The organism is Cloacibacterium normanense (assembly GCF_002943105.1).
Lineage (GTDB): Bacteria > Bacteroidota > Bacteroidia > Flavobacteriales > Weeksellaceae > Cloacibacterium.
On the sequence record NZ_PTPZ01000002.1, the window covers coordinates 305,339 to 325,059 of the forward strand.

20 protein-coding genes are annotated in these 19,721 nt (G+C 33.5%); 9 read left to right on the forward strand and 11 right to left on the reverse strand.

Translation table 11 applies throughout. The features are described from left to right. Positions 1 to 2: 2 nt before the first annotated feature. The 3 genes from C3729_RS04440 to C3729_RS04450 all read right to left on the reverse strand — a co-directional run bounded on the left by C3729_RS04440 (position 3) and on the right by C3729_RS04450 (position 3,861). Positions 3 to 1,070 carry a calcium:proton antiporter gene (locus C3729_RS04440; RefSeq protein ID WP_104793045.1) on the reverse strand — a complete coding sequence of 356 codons (1,068 nt, stop codon included), beginning with the start codon at positions 1,068 to 1,070 and terminating at the stop codon, positions 3 to 5. 16 nt (positions 1,071 to 1,086) lie between these two features. Continuing rightward, complete coding sequence (locus C3729_RS04445; RefSeq protein WP_104793046.1) at positions 1,087 to 1,563, reverse strand: YdeI/OmpD-associated family protein; 477 nt, start codon at positions 1,561 to 1,563, stop codon at positions 1,087 to 1,089. Positions 1,564 to 1,728: 165 nt separating this feature from the next. Then, the gene (locus C3729_RS04450) at positions 1,729 to 3,861 is read right to left on the reverse strand and encodes a S46 family peptidase (RefSeq protein WP_104793047.1); all 2,133 of its coding nucleotides are present in this window, start codon (positions 3,859 to 3,861) and stop codon (positions 1,729 to 1,731) included. A gap of 141 nt (positions 3,862 to 4,002) precedes the next feature. Between C3729_RS04450 and C3729_RS04455 the strand changes: the two genes are divergently transcribed. From C3729_RS04455 to C3729_RS04485, 7 genes are all read left to right on the forward strand, one after another. After that, positions 4,003 to 4,377, forward strand: coding sequence for an META domain-containing protein (locus tag C3729_RS04455; protein ID WP_165785713.1), 375 nt, complete (start codon positions 4,003 to 4,005; stop codon positions 4,375 to 4,377). Between the two features lie 103 nt (positions 4,378 to 4,480). Then, positions 4,481 to 4,744: a SemiSWEET family sugar transporter gene (locus tag C3729_RS04460; protein ID WP_133159940.1), complete on the forward strand. Its 264-nt coding sequence runs from the start codon at positions 4,481 to 4,483 to the stop codon at positions 4,742 to 4,744. Between the two features lie 70 nt (positions 4,745 to 4,814). Further along, the gene (locus tag C3729_RS04465; RefSeq protein WP_104793050.1) at positions 4,815 to 5,081 is read left to right on the forward strand and encodes a SemiSWEET family sugar transporter; all 267 of its coding nucleotides are present in this window, start codon (positions 4,815 to 4,817) and stop codon (positions 5,079 to 5,081) included. Between the two features lie 48 nt (positions 5,082 to 5,129). After that, positions 5,130 to 6,341 carry a GTPase HflX gene (gene hflX / locus C3729_RS04470; RefSeq protein ID WP_104793051.1) on the forward strand — a complete coding sequence of 404 codons (1,212 nt, stop codon included), beginning with the start codon at positions 5,130 to 5,132 and terminating at the stop codon, positions 6,339 to 6,341. Positions 6,342 to 6,447: 106 nt separating this feature from the next. Continuing rightward, positions 6,448 to 7,104 carry a DUF4919 domain-containing protein gene (locus tag C3729_RS04475; RefSeq protein ID WP_104793052.1) on the forward strand — a complete coding sequence of 219 codons (657 nt, stop codon included), beginning with the start codon at positions 6,448 to 6,450 and terminating at the stop codon, positions 7,102 to 7,104. 1 nt (position 7,105) lies between these two features. Then, entirely contained in the window at positions 7,106 to 7,822 is a 717-nt protein-coding gene (locus C3729_RS04480) for a DNA alkylation repair protein (RefSeq protein WP_104793053.1), read from the forward strand. Positions 7,823 to 7,825: 3 nt separating this feature from the next. Beyond that, positions 7,826 to 8,164: a DUF6122 family protein gene (locus C3729_RS04485; RefSeq protein WP_317615408.1), complete on the forward strand. Its 339-nt coding sequence runs from the start codon at positions 7,826 to 7,828 to the stop codon at positions 8,162 to 8,164. Here C3729_RS04485 and C3729_RS04490 read toward each other — a convergent pair. Next, positions 8,159 to 8,545 (reverse strand): group III truncated hemoglobin, encoded by a 387-nt coding sequence (locus tag C3729_RS04490; protein WP_104793054.1) that lies wholly within the window; start codon positions 8,543 to 8,545, stop codon positions 8,159 to 8,161. The two genes, C3729_RS04485 and C3729_RS04490, sit on opposite strands and share 6 nt — an antisense overlap. A gap of 80 nt (positions 8,546 to 8,625) precedes the next feature. On the opposite strand from C3729_RS04490, the gene C3729_RS04495 reads away from it, so the two are divergent. Continuing rightward, on the forward strand, positions 8,626 to 9,117 hold the full coding sequence (locus tag C3729_RS04495; RefSeq protein ID WP_104793055.1) for a YkgJ family cysteine cluster protein: 492 nt from the start codon (positions 8,626 to 8,628) through the stop codon (positions 9,115 to 9,117). Positions 9,118 to 9,565: 448 nt separating this feature from the next. Here the strand turns inward: C3729_RS04495 and gdhA are convergent, their stop codons facing one another. From gdhA to C3729_RS04515, 3 genes are all read right to left on the reverse strand, one after another. Further along, positions 9,566 to 10,924: an NADP-specific glutamate dehydrogenase gene (gene gdhA / locus C3729_RS04505; RefSeq protein ID WP_104793057.1), complete on the reverse strand. Its 1,359-nt coding sequence runs from the start codon at positions 10,922 to 10,924 to the stop codon at positions 9,566 to 9,568. Positions 10,925 to 11,109: 185 nt separating this feature from the next. After that, positions 11,110 to 12,213: a DNA-processing protein DprA gene (gene dprA / locus C3729_RS04510; RefSeq protein WP_104793058.1), complete on the reverse strand. Its 1,104-nt coding sequence runs from the start codon at positions 12,211 to 12,213 to the stop codon at positions 11,110 to 11,112. 24 nt (positions 12,214 to 12,237) lie between these two features. After that, on the reverse strand, positions 12,238 to 13,008 hold the full coding sequence (locus C3729_RS04515) for a rhomboid family intramembrane serine protease (RefSeq protein ID WP_104793059.1): 771 nt from the start codon (positions 13,006 to 13,008) through the stop codon (positions 12,238 to 12,240). 165 nt (positions 13,009 to 13,173) lie between these two features. Between C3729_RS04515 and C3729_RS04520 the strand changes: the two genes are divergently transcribed. Further along, entirely contained in the window at positions 13,174 to 14,280 is a 1,107-nt protein-coding gene (locus C3729_RS04520; RefSeq protein ID WP_260204437.1) for a DUF3078 domain-containing protein, read from the forward strand. Between the two features lie 93 nt (positions 14,281 to 14,373). On the opposite strand, the gene C3729_RS04525 is transcribed toward C3729_RS04520, so the two are convergent. From C3729_RS04525 to C3729_RS04540, 4 genes are all read right to left on the reverse strand, one after another. Further along, a complete protein-coding gene (locus tag C3729_RS04525; RefSeq protein ID WP_104793061.1) occupies positions 14,374 to 14,832 on the reverse strand; it encodes a DUF5362 family protein in 459 nt (152 codons plus the stop codon). A gap of 21 nt (positions 14,833 to 14,853) precedes the next feature. Further along, a complete protein-coding gene (locus C3729_RS04530) occupies positions 14,854 to 16,389 on the reverse strand; it encodes a YifB family Mg chelatase-like AAA ATPase (protein ID WP_104793062.1) in 1,536 nt (511 codons plus the stop codon). A 158-nt stretch (positions 16,390 to 16,547) separates the two neighbouring features. After that, entirely contained in the window at positions 16,548 to 17,192 is a 645-nt protein-coding gene (locus C3729_RS04535) for a hypothetical protein (protein WP_104793063.1), read from the reverse strand. Positions 17,193 to 17,360: 168 nt separating this feature from the next. Then, positions 17,361 to 19,487, reverse strand: coding sequence for an elongation factor G (locus C3729_RS04540; RefSeq protein WP_104793064.1), 2,127 nt, complete (start codon positions 19,485 to 19,487; stop codon positions 17,361 to 17,363). Positions 19,488 to 19,721 lie beyond the last annotated feature (234 nt).

A 19,721-nucleotide genomic window follows, 5' to 3' on the forward strand; every position in this document is an offset into this window, starting at 1 on the left:
AATTAAGGATAAATTACAGTAAAAATATAAGCTGCTAAGTTCACAAGTAAAACCACACCGTAAAGAATGTTGGTTTTTCCTCGACTGAGCGATAACATGGTGATAAAAATAGATAATCCCAGCAAAACCATCGATTTATAATCTAATCCTAAAACAAGGTCTAAATCAAAAATACTGCACACTACTGCAACTGCGGGAATGGTAAGTCCAATAGAAGCCAAAGCGGAACCTAAAGAAAGATTGAGGCTGGTCTGTAAATCATCTTTTCTGGCTGCTTTAATGGAAGCGATTCCTTCTGGTAATAAAATCACTGCTGCAATGATAACTCCAACCAAAGATTGTGGCAATCCTGCGTTTCTGATGATTGTTTCTATAGGTGTAGAGAGTTTTTTTGCCATTAATACTACAATTCCTAGACAGACCAATAAGGTAATAAAACTCAGAATACTTTCTTTTGCAGTAGGGACAGAAACTACTTCTTCTTTGTTATTGGGTAAAAAATAATTTCTATGTCTCACCGTTTGAACCAATAAAAATGTGCTGTAAATGGTGAGACAAGCTATGGAAACAAAAATCAATTGAGGTTGCGTATAAACAGGACCATTTATACTGGTCGTAAAATTAGGAAGAATAAGGGTAAGCACTAAAATAGCAATCAAAGAAACGAGTAGGGAATTGGCGGAAGTTCTCGCAAAAAACTGTTCGTGAAATTTCACACTTCCTACCAATAAACTTAAACCTAAAACACCGTTTAAAATAAGCATTACCGCTGCGAAAACAGTATCTCTGGCGAGATGTGAGGTTTCTTTTCCTCCTGCTGTCATGAGCGAAATAATAAGTGCTACTTCTATAATTGTAATGGAAATCGCCAAAACAATAGTTCCAAAAGGTTCACCAATTTTATGTGCGATGACTTCTGAATGGTGTACTGCAGAAAACACACTTAACATTAAAAAAACGCCACAAAGCATTAAAATAACTGTACTGTCTGAATCGGGAGTTAAAAAGTAAATAACCCAAGCTAAAATAGGAGCAATAACCGTCCAATGGAAGAGTTTTTTTAATTTCATACGCGTTTATATTTTGTTATATTCCTTTTTTACCTGCTAAAATCATTTCTATCAATTTTACCTTTCGGTTTTCTCTGGTTTCTGGTTTTTTGGCTTCGGTAATCCATCTCATGTATTCTTTCCGATGCGTGTAAGACATTTTCTGATACATTTCAAAAGCATCTTTGTTCTTTTCGAAAACTTCTAAAACATCTTCAGGAATTTCTACAATTTTTTCTTCTTGGTCTTCCCAAAGTTTCACCGTAACCTTATCCCCAAAAGTTTTCCCAAGTTGTTTTCTCACTTCTTGAGTTAATCCAAGTAGATGACCATCACTTTTCATTTTGGCAAGGCTTCCTCTGTATTCTACTTTTTCGTCAAGCAAAGCTTTGATTTTTACCTGACCTTTTTTGCCAAATAATTCTTCTGTAGAGAAAGGAAAATCTACAAAGGTAGCATTCATAGTGCCATTTTGCTTAATTTCTGCTTCAAAAGTGATGTAATCCGTTGTCATTTTATGAATTTTGAGAAAAAAGAAACGTTTAAAAAATTATGATTTCCTAAAAATAAGAAAATTTGAGTTTTTATAAAAGTTTTTTAAAAACTAAACGGAGTAAAAAGTAATAAAAAACCTCGAAGAAATTTCTCCGAGGTTAATTTTAGAAGCAACAAAGTTGCCTTATTTTCTGATAGTCATTTCGTTTAATAAATAACCAGCTCCGTGATATTTATCCATTACCCAAAGTAAGAATCTTACATCTAGGTTAATGGTTTTTTGCCATTGTTTTTCGAAAACGATATCTCCTGAAAGAGCTTCAGAGTTACCATCGAAAGCAAGACCAATTAATTCACCATTTCCGTTTAAGATAGGAGAACCAGAGTTTCCACCTGTAATATCATTATCTGATAAGAAGTTTACAGGCATGTAACCTTTTTTGTCTTTGTATGGACCGAAATCTTTTTTCTTGTATAAATCTAACAATCTTTGAGGTAAATCAAACTCTGTGTCGCCTTTTTTGTATTTAGCCACCATACCTTTCATATCAGTATAGAAGTTATCTTTTACGCCATAATATTGTCTGTCTTTTCTGATTGGTAATCTGTCTACTTTACCAAAAGTTACTCTCATAGTAGAGTTAGCATCTGGATAGAATTCTTTTTCTGGCATAGATTTTCTAAGACCGTCAAAATATAATCTAGTGTTTTTAGCAAATTGGTCATCAGCTTTTACATATTTGTCTCCAAACATCATAGCTTCTGCTACCATAATTCCTGAAAATTTGTAAAGCGGATCATTTTCTAGAACAGCTAAACTAGGATTTTCGATGAATTTAAGTAAAGATTCTTTGGTGCTGAAAATAGAAGCTTCTGCTTGGTTGGCTAATTCTGCTGGATTAGAATATTTCATCACTGGAAGTTGATAATCAAACGGTACTTTGTTCTTATAAAGAGAAAGCAAAGTTTGTAACATATCTTTTTCTACTACTGGGTGGAAACCATCGTAAGAAGCTTCTACACCAGCAAGAACTCTAGCTTTCATCGCAGATTTACCTGCTTCGTTTTGCTCAATATAAGATTTAAGAGCAGCACCAATTCTGTAAGGAAGAACTGCATATTTAGCATTTCTTTGGAATTGAGTAGCGTAGTTTCTTTCTAAATTTCTATCAGCAATTAATTTGTAATATGCTTCGATTTCTGAAAGAACATTTCCATAAGTAGCTTTGTTTTCTGCTAAGTTTGCCCATTCTTGAAATTTAGCTTCTACTTTCTGTTTGTCTGCAACTGTTCCGTTTTTGTTTACAGATTCTATGGTTCCAGCTCTGTTTTTCCAGTAGTTTGCTACAGAAGCATATTGAGAAGCGTAATCTAATCTGATCTGAGTGTCTTTGTCCATGTACTTCTTCATCACATCCATTGCAGATTTAGAAGCTTCTACCCAACCGATATAATCTTTAGTCACCAATTGATTGATTCCATAAGAAGTTAAATATCTGTTAGTTCTACCAGGATAACCCATAATCATGGTGAAATCACCAGGTTTTACTCCTTTCATAGAAACAGGAAGGTGATATTTAGGTTTTAATGGAACATTGTTTAATGAATATTCTGCAGGATTTCCGTTAGCATCTCCATAAATTCTGAAAACAGAGAAGTCACCAGTGTGTCTTGGCCATTCCCAGTTATCGGTATCACCACCGTATTTACCAATAGATTCTGTAGGAGTTCCTACTAATCTTACGTCTTTATAATCTTGATATACGAAATAGTAGAATTCGTTCCCGCTGAAGAAATCTCTTACTACTACAGTATATTTACCATTTTCTGAATTTTCTTTTTGGATGGCTTTGTATTCTGCATCGATTACCGCTTTTCTTTCGTCAGCAGACATTTGAGGATTAAGTTTCCCGTTAATTCTAGCCGTTACATCATCCATTCTTACTAAAAATCTCACATAAAGATTTTTTGCAGGAAGCTCTTCTTTGTTGTTCATGGCGAAGAAACCATCTTTTAAATAATTTTTTTCTGGCGTAGAAAGTGCTGCAATAGCATCATAACCACAGTGGTGGTTTGTGAAAAGCAAACCTTCTTTAGAAACTACTTCTGCGGTACAACCACCATTAAACTGTACGATGGCGTCTTTTAGGCTAGAGTTGTTTACAGAATAAATTTCTTCTGCAGTTAATCTAAGACCTTGTTTTTGCAAGTCTTTTCCGTTTAATCTCTTTACGAGCATCATCAGCCACATTCCTTCGTCTGCACGCATTTGTGCAAAGCTCAATAGAAATGTGAATAGTAAAAATATTCTTTTCATTGATCTAAAAAATTTTATGGGTAAATGTATGAATTAAAAGCGATTTTTGAAAATTGGTATATAATTTGACTGGTCTGTTACAAATTACCTATGATGAAAACACGTTTTTTTATAATCAGCTTATTATCAATTTCATTTTTTATGATGAGTTTTGCTCCACAGAAAGAAGTTTCTTCTCTGAAGAGAAAGTGGATGTTGGTTGAATTTCAAGGATTTACCAAGGAAGAACTCATTCAGAAAAAAGCTTATCTTGACTTAACTCACTTCGAAAAAGGAGGTGGTGCAAAAATGGGTTGCAATAGTATTTTTTTCTCTGTAAAACTGAAAAATAATCACAGAATACATTTCTCAGGAGTTGGTTCTACCATGATGTATTGTGATGGAAACATGAAATTAGAAGAAAACTTCGGGAAATTATTACCTACGATAACAAAATATCAAGTAAAAGGACATTTTTTGACTTTGAAAAATAAAAATGGACAAGCCATGAAATTTGTTGCTGAAGATTGGGACTGATAGTTTGATATTGAGTAGATTTGAGGAAGATTTTGAAAAAATTCGCAAATTTGAATTAAAAAAAGTATTATATCAACTCATCATCATATTAACACATTATCAAATGAATTTTAACCCAGAAATTCTCGGCTTGATTGCAGGAACATTGTCTTGCACTACCTTTGTTCCGCAAATTTTTAAAACTTGGAAATCTAAATCGGTGAAAGATATTTCTGTAACGTCTTTTATGATTGTAGTAACCAGTACTTTAATTTGGTTGGTTTACGGAATTTGGAAAGAGCTTCCTTCAGTAATTCTCACCAATGTAGTGGTCTGTATATCAGCAGTTATCATGCTTTTGCTCAAGTGGAAATATTCTGAAAAGTAAATTCTATAAAAGATTCTTTAAACCTTGAAATGTTCTTTTGGAGAAAAGGAATTTTCTTTGAAAGAAAAACATGAATATCAATCCAGAAGTCTTTGGGTTTATAGCTGGTGGAATTTCCTCAGCGCTTTTTATCCCACAAATTGTTAAAATTTTCAAGGAAAAATCAGCCGAAGAAATCTCTTTGCTCACTTGTATTATAGGAATCATCAGCAGTGTGCTTTGGTTGTATTATGGTGTGGTAAAAGACAGCATTTCTATGATGGTTACCAACAGTATTTCTATTGCCATCACCGTTTTTTTATTGATTTTAAAATGGAAATTCTCAAAATCTCTATGATAGGTGAATATATATTACCTTTGTAAAATAATGTAGTCAGTAAACCTTATGCTCGAAAAAAAAGAACATCAATACGAAAAAGCCGTTTTAGTAGGCTTAATTACACAGCATCAAGACGAAGAAAAACTTACCGAATATCTCGATGAGTTAGAATTTCTTGCTTATACTGCAGGTGCAACTGTAGAAAAACGCTTTACGCAAAAATTATCTCAACCAGATTCTAGAACCTTTGTAGGAAGCGGAAAAGCAGAAGAAATCAAAAATTTTGTAAAAGAAAACGAAATAGGAACCGTTATTTTTGATGACGAACTTTCACCTTCTCAATTGAAAAATTTGGAAAGAGAAATGGAAGTGAAAATCCTCGATAGAACTAATCTTATCCTCGATATTTTTGCACAAAGAGCCCAAACTTCTTACGCAAGAACTCAAGTAGAACTCGCTCAATATCAATATCTTCTTCCGAGATTAACCAGAATGTGGACGCACTTAGAACGTCAAAAAGGAGGAATCGGAATGCGTGGTCCTGGTGAAACCGAAATTGAAACTGATAGACGTATTATTCGTGATAGAATTACGCTTCTAAAAGAAAAGTTGAAAACCATTGATAAACAAATGGCAACTCAACGAAATAATCGTGGAAAAGTTGTGAGAGTTGCGTTGGTAGGATATACCAACGTAGGAAAATCTACCTTGATGAATGCGCTTTCTAAATCTGAAGTTTTTGCAGAAAATAAATTGTTTGCAACGCTAGATACTACCGTTCGTAAAGTGGTGATTGGAAATTTACCATTTTTATTAACAGATACGGTTGGTTTCATCAGAAAATTGCCGACTCAGTTGGTAGAATCTTTCAAATCTACGCTTGACGAAGTTCGCGAGGCTGATTTGCTGATTCATGTAGTAGATATTTCTCACGAAAGCTTCGAAGATCACATTGATTCTGTGAAGCAAATTCTCATGGAAATTAATGCACATCAAAAACCTATGATTATGGTTTTCAATAAAATAGATGCTTTTGCTTATGAGAAAAAAGACGAAGATGATTTAACTCCAGCTACCAAAAAGAACATTTCTCTAGAAGAATGGAAAAAAACGTGGATGGCAAAATCTAAATATCCTACGGTTTTCATTTCGGCTTTGTCTAAAGAAAATTTTCCAGAAATGAAGAAAATGATTTACGATGAGGTTCATAAAATTCATATTTCAAGATTCCCATATAACGATTTCTTGTTTGAATATTTTGATGACGAGGAACGTTAATTTGAAAATGTGCTGATTTGAAAATTTGAAGATGAAATTATTGCATTCACTTTGTCATGCTGAAATCTTTAGATTCGACGAAGGCAAAGCATCTAAATAGTAATTTATGAAAAAAACGCTATTCACTTTTATTTTTTTGTGTTTACATAGCATTGTTTTTTCTCAAGTTAATATTGAGGAAATAAAGAAAAATGTCACCGTAAATCCTCAAAAATATTATTATGAATATTTAGAAATTTTCAAAACTGCTCCAGAAACACTTTCTCAAGAACAACTTAATTATATTTATTACGGGAATAATTATGTAGATTATGGATATGACAGATTAACATTTAATCAAAAATCTGGTAAAATTTCAAAATTCGCACATAATAGAATTTCAAAGAAATTTGCAGAGAAAATTTTACTAGACGCTTTACCTCTCTATGAACAAAATCCATTAAATAAAGAACTTTTACTTTGTTTGTCAGATTTGTATAAAGCTAAAAGTGACCAAGAAAAAAGCGATTTTCATTATAATCAATATCAGCTTCTAATTAAAACCATAGAAAAAAGTGGAAATGGAAAGTTAGACAATTCAGCTATTCTAGTGACAAGTTTTCAAGATTTGATGCTCTCTGTAGAAAAATTTTCTATTGTATTTGTTCCTGGTCTTGATTTTAAAGAAAAAGTTTTACCAGATGGTTCTTGGCTTTACATTTTCAAGAATGGTCTTGATTTATTTTTTGTAAGATTAGTCCACCATAAAGACGCATTTAAATAAAATGAAATTCCACAACCAAATCCTTGAAGCCTTACAATTTCTTTCTACACCAGAAAAGAGAGATTTTTTGCCGTATTTTTTTAAAACGGGAAAAGGCCAATATGCAGAAGGTGACCAATTCATTGGTGTAGTGGTTCCAGATTCTAGAAAGTTGGTGAAGGAATATTGGCAAAAAGCCACTTTAGATGATGTTCAAGAAATTTTGAAATCAGAATTTCACGAGATGAGATTAGTGGCGCTGTTGATTTTGGTAACAAAATTTGAGAAAACCAAAGACGAAAAAGAGAAGAGAACACTCGTCGATTTTTATCTAAAAAATACAAAGTATATCAACAATTGGGACTTGGTAGATTTATCTTGTTATAAATTATTAGGAAGATATTGCTTTGACAATCAGAAAGATAATATTTTGAAAAAGTTATCGAATTCTGAAAATATGTGGGAAAAACGCATCGCAATTGTGGCGACCATGTATCATGTCAAAAAAGGAAGTCATGATTTAACCATAGAATTGGCGCTGAATAATTTGAATCATTCACATGATTTGATGCACAAAGCAAACGGGTGGCTTCTAAGAGAAATGGGGAAAAAAGATGAAGAAAAATTATTGAATTTCTTGAAAAACCATTACCAAAATATGCCAAGAACTTCACTTCGTTATGCGATTGAAAAGCTAGATGAAGATTTACGCCAAGACTTTTTAAAAGGAAGAATTTAAACTTTGGAAATTGCAAAAATCATAACGCACTATTTTTTACACTTGATATTTCCAGTGTTTATAGCGCTTGTTTTCTATAAAGAAAATGGGAAAAAGGCTTATTTCATTATGTTGGCCACCATGTTGGTAGATGTAGACCATCTTTTAGCTACGCCAATTTTCCAAGAGGGAAGAAGCAGCATTGGTTTTCATCCTTTGCATACTTATCCTATGATTTTTTTATACTTTTTAGGCGTTTTATTTCTACGAGGGAACTACAGAATCATAGCAATAGGATTGCTATTTCACATGTTTACAGATTTTCAGGATTTCTATTTCTGGAGATGGTTAATGAAATTATAGTTTTCTCAGTTTGGTATCCATTTCCATTTTGTAGGACATTAAACTGGCAATATTTTCGGCTTTAGATTTGGCAGATTCTGCGATTTTGCCAGAGAATAATTGGTCTACAGTAGATTTCCAAAGTCTCAACCATGTGTCAAAATGATGTTTTTCCATCGCCATTTTTTCGTTAATAGGAAAATGAGCACCCATTGGATTTCCGTCAAATTTTACATCAGCAAATAACAATGCTTGCCAGAAAATGTACATTTTGGGCAAATGTTTTTCCCAATTTACTTGGGCGATTTCTTCAAAGAAAAAACCGATTTCTGATTCTCGAACGCTTTCGTAAAAAGTATTGACGAGTAATTGTATATCTTGAGTGGTGGTAATGTCTTTCATTTTACAAAAATAGAGGTTTAAAACATCAAAAATTTATGATTTCAGTCAATTAGTTTTAATTTTGCATCATTAATGATAAGATGGATTTAGAATTTTATAAAAATCAAGCTTTACAGAAGCAGAAAGAGCACAAGAAATTTCTGGATAACCTCAAGAAAAAACCACCTAAAAATTTAGATTATGTGGTTCAAGAAAAGCATGATGAGGTTTTTGATGAGGTTGATTGTTTGTCTTGCGCCAATTGTTGCAAAACTACAGGTCCGCTTTATACTGAAAAAGACATCGAGAGAATTTCGAAACATTTGAGAATGAAACCATCAGATTTTGAAGCAAAATTTCTAAGAATAGACGAAGATAATGATAAAGTTCTGCAAAATTTACCTTGCTTTTTTCTGAATGAAGATAACACGTGTTCTATCTACGAAGTAAGACCAAAAGCTTGCCGAGAATATCCTCATACGGATAGAAAAAAGATTTATCAAATCAATAATCTCATGTTGAAAAACACTGTGATTTGTCCCGCTGCATTTACGTTTGTAGAGAAAATGATTAGTAAAATTGTTTCAAAATAAATATAAGAGTCAAAATTAAATAAGATATAACTAAACTCACATTAAGAACTATTTTACATTGTCTATGTAAACTATTGTTTAGATAAAATTGATTTATTTCAGTTTCAATATTCTCAAAATTAATTAATTTATCCTCATAAAACAAAAATAGAATGAAAGGGAAAATCATAATGAAATATCCTACATAATTCAATTTTAAAATTAAAGCCGAAAGAAATAAGGGAAATAAAAAGAAAAATAAACCAGAACCATAGTATCTTGATACTTTGTATTTGGTAATTATTCCCCAAAACGGATTGGATTTATATTGCAGATAAACCTCGTAATATGAATATTTAAATAAATTGATTAGGAATACTTTCATTATTCAAATATAAAAAAGTCTCGAATAAAATCCGAGACTTTCTACCGTTTTACGGGTCTTTATTTTGAAAAAATCATCAATTATTTAGACTACACCTTGTGCAAGCATTGCTTCAGCTACTTTTACGAAACCTGCAATATTAGCACCTTTTACATAGTTTACGTATCCATCTTCTTCTTTTCCGTATTTTCTACAAGCATTGTGAATACCAATCATAATTTCTTTTAGTCTAGCGTCTACTTCTTCAGAACTCCAGTTTAATCTGATTGAGTTCTGCGTCATTTCTAGACCAGAAGTTGCTACACCACCAGCGTTAGAAGCTTTTCCTGGGCTGAATAATACTTTATTATCTAAGAAATAGTTGATAGCATCTAGAGTAGAAGGCATGTTTGCCGCTTCTACTACACATCTACAACCGTTTTCTACTAAATTTTTAGCATCTTCTAGGTGAAGTTCGTTTTGTGTAGCAGCAGGAATCGCCACGTCACATTTCACTTCCCAAGGTCTCTTACCAGCATGGAATTCTGCAGTTGGGAATTTCTTCACATAATCTTCAGCTCTGTTGTTTCCAGAAGCTCTTAATTCTAATAAGAAATCTATTTTTTCGCCAGTAATACCGTCTTTATCATAAACATAACCATCAGGACCAGAAATAGTTACTGCTTTTCCGCCTAATTCTTCTATTTTTTTGATAACTCCCCAAGCTACGTTACCGAAACCTGAAACGGTTACGATTTTATCTTTGAAATCTTCGCCTTTTGTTTTTAGCATTTGTTCACCAAAATATACTACACCATAACCTGTAGCTTCTGGTCTGATTAATGAACCACCATATGCTAAACCTTTACCAGTAAGAACTCCGGTAAACTCATTTCTAATTCTCTTGTATTGACCGAAAAGGTAACCAATTTCTCTAGCACCTACTCCGATATCTCCTGCAGGAACGTCTGTTTCTGGACCAATGTGTTTACACATTTCTGTCATGAAAGATTGGCAGAAACGCATAATTTCGTTGTTAGATTTTCCTGTTGGGTCAAAGTCAGATCCTCCTTTTCCACCACCCATTGGTAGAGTAGTTAATGAGTTCTTGAAAACCTGTTCGAATGCTAAAAATTTAAGCACTGATAAGTTTACTGTAGGATGGAATCTAATTCCTCCTTTATATGGTCCGATTGCAGAGTTCATCTGAATTCTGAAACCTCTATTTACCTGAATTTCACCTTTATCATCTACCCAAGGAACTCTGAAAATGATTACTCTTTCAGGTTCAGCCATTCTCTCTAGAAGCTTCATTCCTCTGTATTCTTCTTTAGTAACAATAAAAGGAATAACTGTAACTGCTACTTCTTTTACCGCCTGTAAAAATTCTGGCTCATTTGGGTTTTTTGCTTCAATTTTCGCAACGAACTCTTGTATTTTTTGTTCGATAGTGTTTTGTTCCATAGATGTTATGAATTATTAAAGACAAATTTAATTTTTTTTTCTATTCTCACAAGGAATATTTTGACTTTAATGAAAATTATATAAATTATGTTAAAAATTTTATTAAATTCATAATTATAATGTTTCTGTTAAGGAAAACATGATGTTATGTGAAAAATAATGAAATATTAAAAAATTGTGAATTTTTAAATTATAGAATATTGCTTTCCGGAAAGTGCTTTAATGTATCCTTTTAACTCAAAATCAAGCAAAATGGGCAATAATTTATAAGGGGGAATGTCTAATTTTTCGCTCAAGTCGTCTAACGAAATTTGAGGTTGAGAAGCAATCGTGTCATAAATGGTTTGCAAGTCTTTGCTCAGTTTAATTTCTCTCGCTGCAAAAAGGCTTCCTATCTTTTCTTTTTCCTTTCCTAGTTGAAGTTCATCTAAAATTTCTTCAAAATTTTGTAAAATTCTAGCTTTGTTCTGTGCGATGAGCAAATTACAACCTTGGCTGTATTTATCATTGATTTTTCCTGGCAGAGCAAAAACTTCTCGGTTATAATCATTGGCATAACTTACGGTACTCATAGAACCGCCACCAAAAGCAGTTTCTACCACAATGGTAACTGGAGAAAATCCTGCTACGATTCTATTTCTTTGCAGAAAATGTTCGCGGTCTGGTTTATCACTAGAATTAAATTCTGTAAGCAAAGCGCCATCTTGTTCTAAAATTTCTGCGGCTAATTTTTTATGCTGAGAAGGATAAATAAGATGCAAGCCATGAGCTAAAACTCCTGCTGTTTTCAGTTGGTTTTTTAAGGCTTCTGTATGAGCGCAACCATCTGTTCCGAGTGCCAAGCCGCTTACAATGAGCACTTTTTTATTTTTTAAAATTTCTAGAAATTCTTCAATGAAATGTTTGCCATAACTGGTCATGTTTCTGGTTCCTACGATGGAAATGGGAGTTAAGCTTTCGTCTACGCTTCCTTTTTGGTAAAGAATTGCAGGAGCGTCATCACAATTAGAAAGCAATTTTGGCAATTCTTTTAAATGGCGAAGATTTATTTTAATGTTATTTTTTTCACAGAAGTCAATTTCCTTTTCTGCGAATTGCAAATATTTTTCGTTGCCGATTTCTTTCGTAATTTTCGAGCCAATTCCCGGAATTTCTTTGAGCAATTTCTTAGAAAGATGCCAAGTTTCTTTGGCAGAACCTGTAATTTCTACCAATCTCATAAAATTTACATCGCCAATAAGCGGAGTAGCGCGTAACGCTATGGAATATAGATGTTCTTCATGTAACATTCTCAAAAATAAGAAAAAATCGCTTTACTTTTTTCTGATTTCGTCTAAATGTTCCCAGATTTCTTCTTTCTTTTTCTGTGGCATTTCTAGAAAATGTTCAGGATGACCTTCGATGTATTCTTGCCAAAGTTTATCGTCTTTTTCGCTGTAATAATTCGGAAACTCCCAAATGAATTTTTTCTTTTTTTCTTGATGTTTTTTTCTAAAAATTAGCGCCAAAGAAAGGCCAACTACCGCTCCAGAAAGGTGAGCTTGCCAAGAAATTCGGCTCGGTTCGTCTAATCGATAGAATAATTCTTCCGGAAAAATTCCCCAGATTAAACTTCCGTAATACAAGGCAACTAAAAGAGAAACGGTAAGCAGTTTTTTGTCTTTTCTAAAAATTCCGCTGAAGAATAAGAAAAATGCTAGCATGTAAACAATTCCACTCGCTCCGATGATGCAGGTATAAGTAGCTTCTTGTCCGAAAAAATTCATAGGTGGCAGTAACCAAACTACGAGTCCCGTAACAATCCATCCGTAAAAAAATACAGGATTGGCCAATTTAGGATAAAACTGATAAAGCAAGAACAGCAGTGCTGCAATCGGTACAGAATTACTGGCGATATGTTCTAAATTTCCGTGTAAAAGCGGAGAAAATATTACGCCTTTTAATCCTTCAGGAACTAGAGGAATGAGGGAACCTTCGCAGTTTTCTACAAAACCGATGTGTTGTAAAAAGAAACCTAACCACATGGCAAAAAGCATGAAGAGAGGAATTAAAAGCGCTTTGATGTGGATGGTGTTTTTTAGCATAAATAAAATGTGACTAAATAAATGCCAAGACAATTTTATGGAAAATTTGACTATAAATCCCCGAATTTTTTAAAAATTATAGACAAAAAGTAAGATTTTTTCGTTTTCAAGACTTCCATTCGTTTTACAAATTGTATTTTTGGACTGGTTTTTTAAATTTTGAAAATGAAGAAGTTGTTAATTTTTGTGTTCGGTTGTCTATCTATAAATATGTATTACTCCCAAATTGAGAGTAAAAGAATACTAGATTCCATCAGCGCAGAAAATTGGAAAAAAAACATTCCTAACTTAGATTCTTTGGCAGAAATTAATCTACAAAAAATAGATGTAAAGCACAAGGACACCATTATTTTAAAAACCGATAAAATTACTGCGGAACTCGGCACAGAGCTTCCTATTACACCGTTTCAATTGATTAAAACCAAAGAAGAAAAAGTTTGGTATTTCTATGGTCAAAACAATATGGTTTTTAACCAAGCGAGTTTCAGCAATTGGAATTCTGGGGGAAATAATAACATAGGGATTTTAGGGAAAATCAACTACAATTTGAGTTTTAAAAAGCGCAAACATTATTTAGAAAATAATTTCCAATTAGGATACGGAATTGTAGCAGCAAGCGGACAAACCACTAGAAAAACAGAAGATTTCATCAATATCATGGCGAATTATGGATATGATTTAGGAAGGAATTATTACTTGTCTTCAGGTTTGCAGTTTATTTCTCAGTTTGCGCCGGGTTATAATTATGTAAAAACGCCAAGTCCGAATTTTGATGACAGAATTTCTAAATTTTTAGCACCTGCATATATTAATACGGGTATCGGTATCTCATATAATCCTAATGAAAATTTCCAAGTGATTTTTAGACCGATTAATGGTAAGTTTACCATCGTGGCCGATAAGCATTTGCAAAAAGTAGGTTTTTACGGTTTAGAAAAAGATGGTCAAAGCCTCAGAAAAGAGTTGGGAGCCATGGTGAATATTTTGTACAGACAAAAAATTTATAAAGACATTAATTTGGTAAATCAGTTTAATTTCTTTGCGAATTATTTATATCATACAGAACGAGTGGATTTTTCTTACAACGGTCAATTGAACTTTAGAGTTAATAAATTGATTTCTGCCAATGTAAGTGCAGATTTATTGTACGATCACGACCAAATTAAAAGAATGCAGTTTAAGCAAACTTTAGGTATAGGTTTTTCTTATAACCTCGGCATCGAAAACCAAGACAAGCCAAAAGTTAAAAAAGTGGTAAAACCATTTTTATAATGAAATTTAAATAATTTAGAAAAATATAATCCACCAAATTATTGGTGGATTTTTTATTTTAAATCTTTGCGTTTTAAAACTTTTAGTTAGCTCTTAATTCATCATTGCAGCTGTTCCCGCTCCAATAAGTCCAATGAAAATAATAATGGCATAAAAAGAAAGCAGAATGATAGTTAAAATTCCCATAAATTTATAATGAGATTTTAGAAACTCAAATGCATTTCTCATGGCAACATTATCATTACTATTAATCGCTTTTTTAGTGTTTTCTGAAAATTGATACAGGTAAGAAATTGGAAAATAGTATAATACTGCAAATACTAAATAAATCAACATCATAAATATTCTTCCACCAAAAGGAAAAGCATCATTAGACATAAAAGATGATGATGCGAAAAGGATTGATATTGAACCTAATACCATGAATCCGACACCAATAAATCCTAAAATGGCTAAAAACTTAGTCCATTTTGCTGTTTCTTTTAAAAATTCTTTCGAACGCCAATCGATTACTAAATTTTCGCCGTTCTCTACATGTAAATTGTTTTCCATAAATTATAATAGTTTAAAAAATTAAGCATTCCAAAATTCTCTATCCAGACTTCTGTATTGTATGGCTTCAGAAATATGATGAGAAAGAATATGTTCTGATTGTTCTAAATCTGCAATGGTTCTAGAAACTTTCAAAATCCTGTCATAAGCTCTCGCCGAAAGATTTAGTTTTTCCATGGCGTTTTTGATGAGATTTTTAGAATCTTCGTTCAGTTCGCAGTATTTTTCTATTTCTTTAGGTCCGATTTGAGCATTGTAACTGATGTCTAAATCTTGGTAGCGCACATTTTGCATTTCTCTGGCTTTCAAAACGCGTTCTCTTATTGCAATACTGCTTTCTCCTTTTCTTCTGTCTGAAAGTTGCTCGAATTCTACTTTTTGAACTTCTATATGAATATCAATTCTATCCAATAAAGGTCCAGAAAGTTTATTCATGTAGCGTTGCATTTCAAATTGAGACGAAGTGTTATTAGGATCATCAGGGAAATAACCACTTGGTGATGGATTCATACTTGCCACCAGCATAAAACTTGCAGGATAATTCACCGAAAATCTCGCTCTGGAAATTGTCACTTCTCGGTCTTCCAAAGGTTGACGCATCACTTCCAGAACTGTTCTTTTAAATTCTGGCATTTCATCAAGAAACAAAACGCCATTATGTGCCAAAGAAATTTCGCCAGGTTGAGGATAACTTCCACCACCAACTAAAGCCACGTCAGAAATCGTGTGATGCGGACTTCTAAAAGGTCTCACCGTCATCAAAGAATTATTAGCGCCCATTTTTCCTGCCACAGAATGAATTTTGGTAGTTTCCAAAGCTTCTTTCATGGTTAATGGTGGCAAAATACTCGGAACGCGTTTAGCGAGCATGGTTTTTCCACTTCCGGGAGGACCGATGAGAATAATGTTATGACCACCAGCTGCGGCAACTTCCATCGCACGTTTTGCCGTTTCTTGTCCTTTCACTTCAGAAAAATCAAAAGGAAAATGGTCTATTTTTTCTTGAAATTCTTTTCGGGTGTCAAATTCTGTTCTTTCTAGCGGAATATCTTCGTTAAAGAAATCAATAACTTGTTTGATGTTTTCTACGCCGTAAACTTCCAGATTATTGACTATTGCGGCTTCTCTTACATTTTGTTTGGGTAAAATAATGCCTTTGAAACCTTCTTCTCTGGCTTTTATGGCAATCGGCAGAACGCCTTTTATCGGTTGCAAACCTCCGTCTAGTGAAAGTTCGCCCATGATGATGTATTTTTCTAAATTTTCGGCTTTTATTAAGTCTGAAGCAGCCAAAATACCAATGGCAATGCTTAAATCATAGGCAGAACCTTCTTTTCGCAAATCTGCAGGAGCCATGTTGATGGTGATTTTCTTACCCGGAATTTTGTAGCCTACATTTTTGAGTGCGGCATTAATTCTATAGCTGCTTTCTTTAATGGCATTATCTGGTAAGCCTACAAGATGATAGCCTACTCCGCCTGTATCTACATTAACTTCTATAGTGATGGTTTGCGCCGAAACGCCATGAATAGCGCTCCCGAAAATCTTTACTAGCATTTTGGTTATTCGTTTTTTATAAAAGTAAAAGTAAGGATTTTTTTGAAATGAAAAAACCTCAATTTCAGTTGAGGATTTGTAGTCGGTCACGGATTAGAAATCTGCGACATCGGGTTAGTAATTCAACTGCAATGAATTATAGTCATTGTTAGTGACGGTTATTTTATTTGTTTCAAATCAGGATATAAATATTCCGCTTCATTATCTATTTCATAGATATAATCTAATAATAGATTTTCAGTTTCAATCAACATATCCCAAAATGTAATATAGAATGATTTCTGATGTTTGAATTTTGATAAATCAATTTCTAAGGAATCGTAAAGATCATATAGTGTTTTAACTACATTTGGTTGTGTTAGTTGAGTTACTGTATGAGAAATACTATGTCTTGTAGATGAAAATTTAATATCTCTTACATTAGATTTTGTAAGTGTTTCATATGATTTAAATAATGTCATGTATTTAAGAAATCTTGTTCCAGTATGTTTTACTTCTCCAAAAAGTTGGCCAGCTAAAAATAATTTAGGATACTTGTTCTCAGCAACAAGCAAATTCTCAGCTATACCATTATTTTTATTTGAATATTTTATAAACAATGATTTTGAAAATTTATAAGAAACTTCTTCGCTTAATCTATGAGATTTATCCTGGTAGAATTTTGGTATCCTTTTCCAAGAAATCAAATCACCCTCAATCTCCACAGTTGGATAACAATCTATCAACCTAAATTCATGTTTCTGATTTAGATAACGATGAAATTGAGATGGAATATTTATTAAATTTCTACTTAACGGGTTCATTCTGTACAAATTGTGGCTAACATACGAATATACGAAAGTTTTAACTCAATAAGAAAACGTCAATTTAATAAGTATTGTTTCTTTTTTTATTTTTACTCATTCGTTCAAACTTTAAACCAAAAAACCCCAACTTGCGCTGAGGTTTTCTTCGAAATTATATTAGAAAAACTATGCTTCTACTTTTTCAGCAGCATGTTTTTTCACGAGGTCTTGTTGTACATTGGCAGGAACCAATTGGTAGTCGCTGAATTTCATTGAGAATTTTGCTCTACCTCCTGTTAATGAGCGCAATGTAGAACCGTAATCGTTCATTTCAGCCAATGGAACTTCGGCCATAATTTTTTGATAATGACCTTCGCTATCCATTCCAGAAATCATGGCACGTCTGGTTTGTAAATCTCCCATTACATCACCAGTACATTCGTCTGGAGCTAGAATTTCTACATGATACATAGGTTCTAGCAATTGAGGATGCGCATTGTGGAACGCTTCTTTAAACGCACCAGAAGCTGCCAATTGGAAAGAAATATCATTAGAGTCTACACTGTGCATTTTTCCGTCATATACAGAAACTCTGATGTTTTGGCAATGTGAACCAGTTAATGGACCTTCTTTTAACTGTTGCATAATTCCTTTTTTAATGGCGCCGATGTAGCGAGAATCTATCGCTCCACCTACGATACACCAGTAGAATGCAAATTTTCCGCCCCAAGGTAAATCTTCGAATTCTTTGCTTCTAATGTTTACACCTTCTGGTTCTGGCATTCCTTCGTAGTAGTTTTCTACTCTCATGTGAATTTCACCAAATTGTCCAGCTCCACCAGATTGTTTTTTGTGTCTGTAATCTGCTTCTGCTTTTCCAGTAATAGTTTCGCGGTAAGAAATTTTAGGATTTTTCATTTCCATTTTCACTCCGAAATCTTTTTCGAGACGGTATTTTACCAAGTCTAGGTGCAACTGACCTTGTCCTCCTAAAATGGCTTCGTGAGTATCATGTTCTATCTCTACTTTTAAGGTAGGATCTTCTTCTTTAAGTTTATTAAGTGCAGCAAAAAGTTTTTCGGTTTCTGCTGTATTTTCTACGAAAACAGCTTTTCTCAATCTGCTTTCTGGGAATTTCATAGGTTCTATTTTTCTATCAACACCTTTTGTATTGAGGGTATTGTTAGAATGTCCGCTTTTAAGTTTTACGGTAACACCTAGGTCACCCGCAACTAATTTATCTACGGCGGTTCTCTCTTTTCCTTCTGCTACGAAAATTTGAGAAATTCTTTCGAGTTCACCGTTATTGGCATTAATCAGTTCATCTCCTGGTTTTATTTCGCCAGAGAATACTTTGAAATAAGAAACTACGCCAACTTGCGGTTCAGATTGAGTTTTGTAAATGAAAATAGTGGTTTTGTCTGCAGCATTACAAGCCAAAACTTCGCCATTTTCTAGTTTGCTACCAAAACGGTCAGCTGGAGATGGAGCGATATCATCTATAAAGCCCATAATTCTACCAGAGCCCATATCTTTAGCACCAGATGCTACAAATACTGGGAAGAAATCGTGTTTTGCTAAACCAATCATTAAACCTTGCGCCAATTCTTCTTCAGAAAGATTACCTTCTTCGAAATATTTTTCCATTAATCCTTCTTCGTTTTCGGCTGCCATTTCTACCAATGCATTGTGCATTTCATTGGCTCTTGCCATTTCAGATTCTGGGATTGGTTTTTTCTCTGGTTTTCCACCAGTTGCAGGGAACTCGTACATTACCATTCTCAAGGCATCCACAATTTGGTTAAAACTTTCACCAGAATTTAGTGGATATTGAATAGGAATAACTTTGCTTCCAAATCTATTTTTAAGTTGTTCTAAAGCAGCATCGTAATCTGCTTTTTGGTGATCCATCTGATTAATCACGAAAATAGAAGGTGTTTTGTAATCTTCTACATATTCCCAAACCAATTCAGTGCCTACTTCTACACCAGCTGCAGCATTTACCATAATCAGTGCAGTATCTGCTACTTTTAAGTTGGCAATTACTTCACCTACGAAATCGTCAAAACCAGGGGTATCTAAAATGTTGATTTTATTTTTTTTCCAATTCACGAACATTTGATGTGAGAAAATCGTGTTTTCGCGTTCGTGTTCTAGGTCGGTATTGTCGGAAACGGTGTTGTGTTGTTCTACAGTTCCTCTTCTTTTGATCGCTCCACCTTCGTAGAGCATGGTTTCTATAAATGTAGTTTTACCGCTTCCTGAATGCCCGAGTAAAACTACGTTACGGAGGTCTTTAGTGTTAGTGCTCATATCTTTTGAGTTTTAAAATTATTTTCATCTATCACATCTGATTTACTAAAATTCAGACGGAATGCACACTGCAATTCCTTATAAGGCGAAAATTTTTAAAATCAAGAATGTCTTAAAAGGCACTTTGAATGTAAAAATTTAGGATACTAAAATTACAAAAGATTTTAATACAATGTAAACTTTGGAACATGATTTTTGAAAGGTCGGGAATTGTGAGGTGATGGAAGCTGGATG

Coding starts and splice junctions, on each gene's coding strand:
- C3729_RS04440 (WP_104793045.1), bottom strand. CDS start 1,070: ATGAAATTAAAAAAACTCTTCCATTGGACGGTTATTGCTCCTATTTTA.
- C3729_RS04445 (WP_104793046.1), bottom strand. CDS start 1,563: ATGACAACGGATTACATCACTTTTGAAGCAGAAATTAAGCAAAATGGC.
- C3729_RS04450 (WP_104793047.1), bottom strand. CDS start 3,861: ATGAAAAGAATATTTTTACTATTCACATTTCTATTGAGCTTTGCACAA.
- C3729_RS04455 (WP_165785713.1), top strand. CDS start 4,003: ATGATGAGTTTTGCTCCACAGAAAGAAGTTTCTTCTCTGAAGAGAAAG.
- C3729_RS04460 (WP_133159940.1), top strand. CDS start 4,481: ATGAATTTTAACCCAGAAATTCTCGGCTTGATTGCAGGAACATTGTCT.
- C3729_RS04465 (WP_104793050.1), top strand. CDS start 4,815: ATGAATATCAATCCAGAAGTCTTTGGGTTTATAGCTGGTGGAATTTCC.
- hflX (WP_104793051.1), top strand. CDS start 5,130: ATGCTCGAAAAAAAAGAACATCAATACGAAAAAGCCGTTTTAGTAGGC.
- C3729_RS04475 (WP_104793052.1), top strand. CDS start 6,448: ATGAAAAAAACGCTATTCACTTTTATTTTTTTGTGTTTACATAGCATT.
- C3729_RS04480 (WP_104793053.1), top strand. CDS start 7,106: ATGAAATTCCACAACCAAATCCTTGAAGCCTTACAATTTCTTTCTACA.
- C3729_RS04490 (WP_104793054.1), bottom strand. CDS start 8,545: ATGAAAGACATTACCACCACTCAAGATATACAATTACTCGTCAATACT.
- C3729_RS04495 (WP_104793055.1), top strand. CDS start 8,626: ATGGATTTAGAATTTTATAAAAATCAAGCTTTACAGAAGCAGAAAGAG.
- gdhA (WP_104793057.1), bottom strand. CDS start 10,924: ATGGAACAAAACACTATCGAACAAAAAATACAAGAGTTCGTTGCGAAA.
- dprA (WP_104793058.1), bottom strand. CDS start 12,213: ATGTTACATGAAGAACATCTATATTCCATAGCGTTACGCGCTACTCCG.
- C3729_RS04515 (WP_104793059.1), bottom strand. CDS start 13,008: ATGCTAAAAAACACCATCCACATCAAAGCGCTTTTAATTCCTCTCTTC.
- C3729_RS04520 (WP_260204437.1), top strand. CDS start 13,174: ATGAAGAAGTTGTTAATTTTTGTGTTCGGTTGTCTATCTATAAATATG.
- C3729_RS04525 (WP_104793061.1), bottom strand. CDS start 14,832: ATGGAAAACAATTTACATGTAGAGAACGGCGAAAATTTAGTAATCGAT.
- C3729_RS04530 (WP_104793062.1), bottom strand. CDS start 16,389: ATGCTAGTAAAGATTTTCGGGAGCGCTATTCATGGCGTTTCGGCGCAA.
- C3729_RS04535 (WP_104793063.1), bottom strand. CDS start 17,192: ATGAACCCGTTAAGTAGAAATTTAATAAATATTCCATCTCAATTTCAT.
- C3729_RS04540 (WP_104793064.1), bottom strand. CDS start 19,487: ATGAGCACTAACACTAAAGACCTCCGTAACGTAGTTTTACTCGGGCAT.